Below are 5,775 nucleotides of genomic sequence, written 5' to 3' on the forward strand. Positions count from 1 at the left end.
CCCGACATGAAGAACCGGCTTCACTGCGCACGACACCCTTTGGTTCGCGAGTGGGTCAACAACTCGCGGCTGGATGGCTATTCCAAGATTGTTCGTGATATCGATCCCCTTGACACGGAGAAACAGGAGATTCTCAAGCGGATCAAGCGCGCAAGCATCGCGGCGTTCGAAAATTTACCCCGCTTATTGGGCCAGGCGGCCAGGAACGACCACTGACCGCTTGGCAAGACGCAGGCCAAAGAAAATACCCCAATTGCTAGCATTTAAATAGCTAGTCACGCATATTCGACGGGGGCCAGCGGCCGAAAATGTCACAAGGCTACGCCGAACTCTGCTGCAACGCCCGCTTCTGCGCATAACGCCCACTGGCCGCCAGCAAGATGTCAATGGCTTACCATGGCCGCTGCCCCTCCTTGCGTGGAACGAGCGACGGGGTCATCTTCGTCTCAGTGGGAAGTTTCAAACAGCCATGATCACAAAATGTCCCTGCTAATTATTGATGCGTTGAACATCATCAGGCGTATTCACGAGGCTATTCCTGAGCCAGACAGCGAGGAGAAGGTGGCTGACACCCTCAAATCAAGCCTGAGCTCGTTCAAGCGCGCACTCAATACCCACAGGCCGACCCACGCGGTTGCGGTTTTTGACCATGGCGGGCGCACCTGGAAACATGACCTCTATGAAGCCTATCAAGCCAACCGAAAACCCATGCCGCAACCCTTGCGAGATGGCTTGCTGACCATCAAGCATGAACTGCATGACCTGGGCTTGCACTGGATTACCATTGAGGGCATCGAAGCGGACGATGCCATTGCCGCGTTGGTCGAAAAATGGTGCAACGCCAGGTCGGAGCGAGCCATCATTTTGTCGACCGACAAGGACTTTTTGCAGTTGCTCAATGACCAGGTCTGCATTTACGACCACTTCAAAGACGTTTGGCGTGACTCTGCTTATGTGCAGGAGAAATTTGGCGTCAAACCATCGCAGATGGGCGATCTGCTGGCCCTCATGGGAGATGCGGTGGATGGCGTCCCTGGTGTGGACAAGGTAGGCAGAAAAACCGCAGCAACGCTGCTTCGAATCAATGGCAATCTTGACCGGCTGATCTCCAACGCCGACAAGGTAGCAGGCCAAGTTGGCGTGAATCTGCGCAAGGGAATTGAGATAGCCAGGCTGTCCCGACAACTGGTTTCATTCAAGACCGACATGCCGCTGGGGCTGACCTGGAAGATGCTGGCGCAGGTTCGGGTACAAACACTCCCTTCTCACACAATTTCCGAGAGTTCGCCATGAGCACACTGCCAGCGGAGTTGGACCGCCTCTATCTCTCTCACGAGCGAAACATCCAAAGCCCTGACGGTGCCGAGCCCGGCCTGATTGCGCCCGATGGGACGGTACGTGCCATGGTTCTGGAACTGGCCAGACCCGCCGACTGGACCCTGCTGTCGACCCTTTGGCGCGGGGTACAGACTGATCTTGAGTTGCCCGCGCCTGCGATCGCAGTATCCGGCATTGACGCTTACCAACTGTGGTTTTCACTCGCAGAGCCCGCATCCGTCGCTCAAGCGAGGGCGTTTCTTGAATCGTTGCGTTTGCGCTATTTGAGCTTGGTGGCACCTGGACGCCTTTCGATGATGCCTGCTGTTGACACTGCCAGCCCCGGCAAAATCCATCACGCCCTGCTGGTGCCCGCACTGCAGCCAGCAACGGGCCGATGGTCCGCGTTTGTGGCTCCGGACCTGGCCGCCATCTTCTCGGAAGAACCCTGGCTCGACCTGCCCCCCAACCCCGATGCGCAGGCCAAGGTACTGGCGCGTCTTGAATGCATCAAGCCCGCTGTTTTTCATGCCATCCTGGAACACTTTAGTCCCGTTGTCAGGCCAGCGACCGCACCCATGTCATCAGTGGCTGACGAGAGGGATGGCAGCCAAGCCAACCAGGAAGTGAAAGCATCAGCATCCCATGGAAACAGTCTCGATCCCAAGGGCTTTTTGCTCGGCGTTATGAACGACAAGACAATTGAACTTCATCTGCGGATCGAGGCGGCGAAAGCACTTTTGCCTTATTTCGAGGGTCGGTGCGGCAGCAGTTAAGTTGGTTGAGGATCGACAGTTAAATCCATTGCAAAACACAAGAACCACATCTGCACAGGCATTAATTGGAATCCAGCCCCCCCAATTCCTGGGCCTTGCTCGCTGGTATATTGCCAGATCAACAAAGCAACCGCAGGCACGTCGCACCTTATGTATCGCATCAACCACCAGACGAACCGCATCACAAAACTCAAAAAAATGAACTTCTCAGAACTGGGATTTTCGGAGCGGAACCATTTGCAGGAATGGCTGGCCAATCAGCCGGACTCACTGGGAGAAGAGCTGCTCATCATCCAGAAAGAGTTTGACGGTTTCGACGATACGAAGGAGCGCCTTGACCTTTTGGCGATCGACAAGCAAGGATCACTGGTCATCATCGAAAACAAGTTGGACGACTCCGGTCGCAATGTGGCGTGGCAATCCCTCAAGTACGCCTCCTACTGCTCAACTTTGTCACCAACAAAAATTGGGGAGATTTACCAAAAATACCTCGACAAGACCGCTCCTGGCAAAGACGCCAAATCCCTGATCTGTGAGTTCCTTGGAAAAGAGGATTTTGATGAAGTCGTGAACGTGATGAAGGGTAAGGATCAGCGCCTCATTATGGTTGCTGCAGAATTCCGGAAGGAAGTCACCTCGGCGGTTCTCTGGCTTCTGAAACATAAGGTGCTCGTCAAATGCTTCAAAGCGACACCATTCCAAGACGGCCCAGACCTATTCCTCACCGTCGAACAATTGATCCCCCTGCCAGAGGCAGAAGAACTGATGATTGGCATCTCTGAGAAAGAGGTTGAAGAGCAGTCTTTGGAACGCAGCCAAGCAACCCGTTACCAACTGCGCACCGATTTCTGGTATCAGACTTTAGAGGCTCTTAAAAAAGCCAATGTCGCTTTGTATAGCAACAAAACGTCCAGCCGGGACCATTGGCTGAGCACGGGTTCGGGGCTCGGTGGCGTTAACTATGTAATGATTTTCAACAAGGATGAGGCCCGTGTTCACCTTGAATTAAACCGCGCAGCAAAAGAGCAGAACAAGGCTCTCTTTGATATCCTGAATGCCCGCGCGACAGAATTTGACGAAGCGTTTGGTGCACCACTTGCATGGCGAAGAATGGACGATAATAAGGTGTCAATCGTGGGGTATGCAAAGCCCTTTGACGGCCACAACCGTGATAGTTGGCCAGCCATGATTGCCTGGCTGGTCGAGCACATTCAACGCATGGAGAAACTGTTCGGTCCAGAGATGCCATCATTGAGGGCAGAGCTGCGGCAGTTGCAGGGAGTCGCTGTCTAACCGATTTTCGGCCTTCGATACTCGACTGCATCCAGACGATTACCATTCATTCGCTATTATTTAAATAGCTGATCACGAATAATTCACGCGGGCTACAGCCCTAAACACCACAAGCCTACTCAGCCGTCGACTGCTGCAACGCCCACATCGACGCATACCGTCCGTTCGCCGCCAGCAACTCCGCATGCGTGCCGCGCTCCAGAATGCGCCCGGCCTCCATCACCAGAATCTCATGCGCATCCACCACCGTGGAGAGGCGGTGCGCAATCACCAGCGTGGTCTTGTTCCGCGCCACACTTTGCAGCTCGGCCTGAATGGCGCGTTCGTTGGCCGAGTCCAGCGCCGAGGTGGCTTCGTCGAAGATCAGCACCGGCGGGTTTTTCAGCAGGGTGCGGGCAATCGCCACGCGCTGCTTTTCGCCGCCGGATAGTTTGAGCCCGCGCTCGCCCACCATGGTGTCGTAGCCTTTGGGCGTGGCATTGATGAAATTGTGAATGTGCGCGGAGCGTGCAGCCTCTTCCACCTCAAGCCGCGTGGCGCCGGGTTTGCCATAGGCGATGTTGTATTCCACCGTGTCGTTGAACAGCACCGTGTCTTGCGGCACGATGCCAATCGCCTGGCGCACCGAAGCTTGCGTCACCTGTTTGATGTCCTGCCCGGCGATCAGAATCTGGCCTTGCTGCACATCGTAAAAACGGAACAAGAGCCGCGCCAGCGTCGACTTGCCCGAGCCCGAGGGGCCGACCACCGCCACCGTTTTACCGGCCGGGATCTCAAAACTGATGTCGTGCAGGATCGGCCGCGCCGCCTCATACGCAAAGCTGACGTGCTTGAACGTGACGTTGGCGCCGTCCACCTTGAGCGGCTGCGCACCCGGCACGTCGGCAATTTCGCGCTCGCGCTCCATCAGCGTGAACATCTTGTCCAGGTCGGTCAGGCTCTGCTTGATCTCGCGGTACAGCACCCCCAAAAAGCCCAGCGGAATATAGAGCTGGATCATGAAGGCGTTGACCATCACCAGGTCGCCCAGCGTCATGTGGCCATCGACCACGCCTTGCGTCGCGCGCCACAGCATGGCCACCAGACCGGCGGCGATGATCAACTGCTGGCCGGTGTTGAGCAAGCTTAAAGTGCTCTGGCTCTTGACGGCGGCGCGGCGGTAGCGCTCCAGGTTTTCGTCGTAGCGGTGGGCCTCGAACTCTTCGTTGTTGAAGTATTTGACGGTCTCGTAATTGAGCAGCGAGTCAATGGCCCGGCTGTGGGCTTTGGAGTCCAGCTCGTTCATCTCCTTGCGAAAGTGGGTGCGCCACTCGGTCACCAGCACCGTGAAGCTGATGTAGAACACCAGCGCGACGACGGTGATCCCGGCAAACCAGACGTCAAACTTGACGGCCAGGTAGGTCAACACCATGGCCACTTCGATCAGCGTGGGAAAGATGCTGTACAGCGAGTACGAGATCAGCGAATTCACGGCGCGCGTGCCGCGCTCGATGTCACGCGTCATGCCGCCGGTCTGGCGGTCCAGGTGAAAGCGCAGGCTCAAGGCGTGCAAATGGCGAAACACTTGCAGCGAAATGGTGCGCGACGCGCCTTCTGTGGCCTTGGCAAAAATGAGCTCGCGCAGCTCGGCAAACAAGGTGGTCGACAGGCGCAGCAAGCCGTACGAGAACAGCAAGGCCACCGGCACCACCAGCAGGGCACGGGCATCGATGCCGCCCTTGGGGTTCATGGTGTCCACCAGTTGCTTGAGCAGCAAGGGCACGCTGACGTTGGCCATTTTGGCGCCGATCATGAACGCGAGTGCGGCCACGACGCGCCATTTGTATTGCCATAAATAAGGAAACAGGCGTTTGAGCGTGGCCCAGTCAGACCGGGTGGTGGCGGCGGTGGACGCGGGCGCGTCGCCGTGGTGGGAGCGGGTATGTTCGCCAGAACGGCGCATGGGTGACAATCTCGAAGCTGAATTAACCTAGATTGTGCCCATGTCTAAAAATACAAGCGCGAACACCGCGCCCACCAGCCGTGCCGCCAACGTCCTGTTGCCCAGCGACCAGGAGCTGGTGCTCAAGGTCATTCCCATGCCCGGTGACTGCAACGCCAACGGCGACATTTTTGGCGGCTGGGTCATGGCCCACGTCGATCTGGCCGGCTCGGTGGTGCCGGCCCGCTATGCGGGTGGGCGCATGGCCACGGTGGCGGTGAATGAGTTCGTCTTCAAGCACCCGGTCCGGGTGGGCGATATTCTGTCGTTCTTCGCCAAGTTGACCCGCATTGGCCGCACCTCGATCACGGTCAAGGTGGAGGTCTTTGCCGAACATTTTGGCTCGCAAGGTGATTACACCAAGGTGACGGAGGCGTCCCTCACCTATGTGGCGATTGACGAGAATGG

The 5,775-nt window shown here is 56.8% G+C and carries 6 protein-coding genes; 5 read left to right on the forward strand and 1 reads right to left on the reverse strand.

The window, feature by feature from the left end; translation table 11 throughout:
• The 4 genes from B3V69_RS00575 to B3V69_RS00590 form a co-directional block, all read left to right on the forward strand.
• A partial coding sequence (locus tag B3V69_RS00575; protein ID WP_296442817.1) for a hypothetical protein occupies window positions 1-216 on the forward strand: 216 nt, incomplete at its 5' end.
• 264 nt (window positions 217-480) lie between these two features.
• The gene (locus B3V69_RS00580; protein ID WP_296442819.1) at window positions 481-1,293 is read left to right on the forward strand and encodes a 5'-3' exonuclease H3TH domain-containing protein; all 813 of its coding nucleotides are present in this window, start codon (window positions 481-483) and stop codon (window positions 1,291-1,293) included.
• Between the two features lie 17 nt (window positions 1,294-1,310).
• Complete coding sequence (locus B3V69_RS00585) at window positions 1,311-2,093, forward strand: hypothetical protein (protein ID WP_296442821.1); 783 nt, start codon at window positions 1,311-1,313, stop codon at window positions 2,091-2,093.
• Window positions 2,094-2,243: 150 nt separating this feature from the next.
• A complete protein-coding gene (locus B3V69_RS00590; protein WP_296442823.1) occupies window positions 2,244-3,386 on the forward strand; it encodes a DUF4268 domain-containing protein in 1,143 nt (380 codons plus the stop codon).
• A gap of 115 nt (window positions 3,387-3,501) precedes the next feature.
• Here the strand turns inward: B3V69_RS00590 and B3V69_RS00595 are convergent, their stop codons facing one another.
• On the reverse strand, window positions 3,502-5,328 hold the full coding sequence (locus tag B3V69_RS00595) for an ABCB family ABC transporter ATP-binding protein/permease (RefSeq protein ID WP_296442825.1): 1,827 nt from the start codon (window positions 5,326-5,328) through the stop codon (window positions 3,502-3,504).
• A 40-nt stretch (window positions 5,329-5,368) separates the two neighbouring features.
• Between B3V69_RS00595 and B3V69_RS00600 the strand changes: the two genes are divergently transcribed.
• Window positions 5,369-5,775, forward strand: a 407-nt coding sequence (locus B3V69_RS00600) for an acyl-CoA thioesterase (RefSeq protein WP_296442826.1), incomplete at its 3' end; no start/stop codon positions are given.

The organism is Rhodoferax sp. UBA5149 (genome assembly GCF_002413825.1).
GTDB lineage: Bacteria > Pseudomonadota > Gammaproteobacteria > Burkholderiales > Burkholderiaceae_C > Rhodoferax.